Raw genomic sequence first — 2,691 nt, 5'->3', positions numbered from 1 at the left:
GCCGCGGTCGGCGGCGACCCGCCGGACTCCGACGCCGCGCAACACCAGGGGCGCGCCGACACGAGCCGCGAGATCGTCGGCGCTGCCCTCGATGATGCGGACAACTTCGCTTCCGACGTTGCCCAACCCGAGCACCGCTACGCCCACTGGCTTTTCGTCACGGGGCACCGTTCACCTCACTTCCAGACTCAGCAGATCGTCGACCGTCTCGCGGCGCAGGATCAGGCGGGACCGGCCCGCACGCACCGCCACCACCGCCGGACGGCAGATCATGTTGTAGCGGCTCGACAGCGAATAGCAGTACGCGCCGGTCGCGGCGATCCCGAGCAGGTCACCGGGCTGCAGATCGTCGGGCACCCACGCGTCGCGGACGACGATGTCGCCGCTCTCGCAGTGCTTTCCGACGATCCGCGCCAGCGTCGCCGGTGCGTCGCTGGCGCGTGAGACCAGCCGGGCGTCGTACTGCGCGTCGTACAGGGCCGTGCGGATGTTGTCGCTCATGCCGCCGTCGACGCTGACATAGCGGCGCTGGGCCGTGCTGCTCACGTCGACATCCTTGACGGTGCCCACCTCGTACAGCGTGATGGTGCCCGGCCCGGCGATGGCGCGTCCGGGCTCGACCACCAGTCGCGGGGTGGGCAAGCCCACGGCCGCCGACTCGTTGCCGACGATGTCCGTCAGCTTGGCCGCCAGGTCGGCCACCGGCGGCGGGTCGTCGGTGCCCACGTAGGAAATCCCCAGCCCCCCACCGAGATCCACGGTCGAGATCTGACCTGTCTTGTCGACGCCGAATTCGTCGACGATTTGGTGCAGCAGCCCGATGACGCGGTGCGCGGCGACCTCGAAGCCGTCGACGTCGAAGATCTGCGAACCGATGTGGCTGTGCAGGCCCACCAGGCGCAGGTGGTCGGTGGCGAACACCCGGCGCACCGCGGCCATCGCCGCGCCGCTGGCCACCGACAACCCGAACTTCTGGTCTTCGTGTGCGGTGGAGATGAATTCGTGCGTGTGTGCTTCGACCCCGACGGTGAGGCGGACGTAGACGTCCTGGACGATGCCGGCGTCGGCCGCGATGGCGTCGAGGCGCTCGATTTCGGTCATCGAGTCCAGGACGACTTGCCCGACACCGGCTTTGACCGCCGCCGTGAGTTCCGCGGCGGATTTGTTGTTGCCGTGGAACGTGATCCGCTCGGGCGGAAAGTCGGCGTGCAGCGCGATGGCGAGTTCGCCGCCGGTGGACACGTCGAGCGAAAGGCCTTCCTCGTCGACCCAGCGGGCGATCTCGGTGCACAGGAAGGCCTTGGCGGCGTAACACACGTTCTGGCCGCCGCCGAAGGCCGTCGCGAGTTCGCGGCAGCGAGACCGGAAGTCGTCCTCGTCGATGACGAACAGCGGCGTGCCGTACTCCTGGGCGAGCTGGGTGACCGGGATCCCCGCGATGCTGGCTATTCCGTTGTCACCGCGAAGAATGTTGCGCGGCCACACATTCGGCGCGAGCCGAAGCAGCTCGTCGGGCGACTGCGGCCGCGGCGCGCTGTCGGGGTGCCGGGTTTCTTCGGCGTGCCGAGGACCGGCGGGGTGCACGTTCACATTCGCTCCGGAGCGGTGACACCGAGGATCGTCAGCCCGTTGGCGATGACCTGGCGGGTGGCCTGGCACAGCGCCAGGCGCGCGGTGTGCAGGTCGGTGGGCTGCTCGTCCCCCTGGGGCAACACCCGGCACGAGTCGTAGAACCGGTGGTAGTCGCCGGCCAGGTCTTCCAGGTAACGGCACACCCGGTGCGGCTCCCGCAGGGACGCAGCCGTTTTCAGCACGCGGGGGAAGTCCCCGATGCTGCGCAGCAGCGTCCCCTCCTTGTCGTGGCTCAGCAACTCGAGGTGCCCGGTGTCGGGGACCAGGCCCAGCTCCGCGGCGTTGCGGGCCAGCGCCGACAGCCGGGCGTGCGCGTATTGCACGTAATAGACCGGGTTTTCGTTCGACGCCGACGACCACAGTGCCAGGTCGATGTCGATCGGCGTGTCGACCGAGGAGCGGATCAGGCTGTAGCGCGCCGCGTCGACGCCGATCGCGTCCACCAGGTCGTCGAGGGTGATCACAGTTCCGGCCCGCTTGCTCATCCGGACGGGCGCGCCGTCGCGGACCAGGTTGACCATCTGCCCGATCAGCACCTCGACGTGGGCCGGGTCGTCACCGAACGCGGCGGCCACGGCCTTGAGCCGGGCGATGTAGCCGTGGTGGTCGGCGCCGAGCATGTAGATGCACAGGTCGAAGCCGCGCTGCCGCTTGTCCAGGTAGTAGGCGATGTCACCCGCGATGTAGGCCGGCTTGCCGTCGCTCTTGATCACGACGCGGTCTTTGTCGTCGCCAAAGGCGCTGGTGCGCAACCAGGTTGCGCCATCCTTCTCATAGATGTTGCCGGTCTCGCGCAGCCGGGCGATGGCCTGGTCGACGCGGCCGCTGGTGTGCATCGAGTCTTCGTGGGTGTAGACGTCGAAGTCGGTGCCGAACTCGTGCAGCGACTCCTTGATGTGAGTGAACATCAGGTCGACACCGATCTCGCGGAACGTCTCGTGCATCTCGGCGGCGGGCAGGCTCAGCGCGTCGGGCGCCTTGCCCAGCACCTGCGCGGCGATGTCGTTGATGTAGGCGCCGGCGTAGCCGTCCTCGGGCGTCGGTTCGCCCTTGGCGGCG

At 68.7% G+C, this 2,691-nt stretch carries 2 protein-coding genes and 1 pseudogene; all 3 read right to left on the bottom strand.

Features of this window, described 5'->3' with window-relative positions; translation table 11 throughout:
* Positions 1–168: pseudogene (locus A9X03_RS29050) on the bottom strand (homoserine dehydrogenase); the annotation flags it as partial.
* Positions 169–171: 3 nt separating this feature from the next.
* Positions 172–1,590: a diaminopimelate decarboxylase gene (lysA, locus tag A9X03_RS05505; protein WP_068260041.1), complete on the bottom strand. Its 1,419-nt coding sequence runs from the start codon at positions 1,588–1,590 to the stop codon at positions 172–174.
* Positions 1,587–2,691 (bottom strand): arginine--tRNA ligase (gene argS, locus A9X03_RS05500; protein ID WP_068260038.1); only part of this gene is annotated, 1,105 nt, incomplete at its 5' end. The genes argS and lysA, both read right to left, overlap by 4 nt.

The sequence above is a fragment of the Mycobacterium sp. E1715 genome (assembly GCF_001667625.1).
Classification (GTDB): domain Bacteria; phylum Actinomycetota; class Actinomycetes; order Mycobacteriales; family Mycobacteriaceae; genus Mycobacterium.
Note: the sequence above shows the minus strand (reverse complement) of the source record. Positions and strands in the feature narration are given on the sequence as shown.